General features: G+C 38.8%; 1 protein-coding gene. It reads left to right on the plus strand.

Translation table 11 applies throughout. The annotated features are described in order from the left end of the window. On the plus strand, window positions 1-363 hold a 363-nt coding region (locus KIH86_RS14125), incomplete at both ends, for a CPBP family intramembrane glutamic endopeptidase (protein WP_223110518.1).

A 363-nucleotide genomic window follows, 5' to 3' on the forward strand; every position in this document is an offset into this window, starting at 1 on the left:
GTGCAAATCCAGTGAGTGAAGGATTCAATGGTAATTTTTCTGATGCAATTGCGACGTTCTTGAAAATGATCCCGATGCTGTTTGGTGAAGAATTAATAACGATACTTCCATTCTTAGTCATTTTGGCATTGGGAGTGAAAAAATTTAAACGGAGCAGAAAGTCTGCGATCATCTTGGCGTGGATAGCAGCATCTATTATTTTTGGCGCATACCATTTACAAACCTATAATTGGAACATTGCACAAGCCATTCTCGGTATCGGTATTGCTCGGGTTGTTCTGCTCTATCCATACATTAAGACTAAGAATATTTGGACATCTTTTATAGTGCATCTGCTAAATGACTGGACACTGTTTGGACTTG

This window comes from Paenibacillus sinensis, assembly GCF_019904155.1.
Taxonomy (GTDB): Bacteria; Bacillota; Bacilli; order Paenibacillales; family Paenibacillaceae; genus Paenibacillus_AQ; species Paenibacillus_AQ sinensis.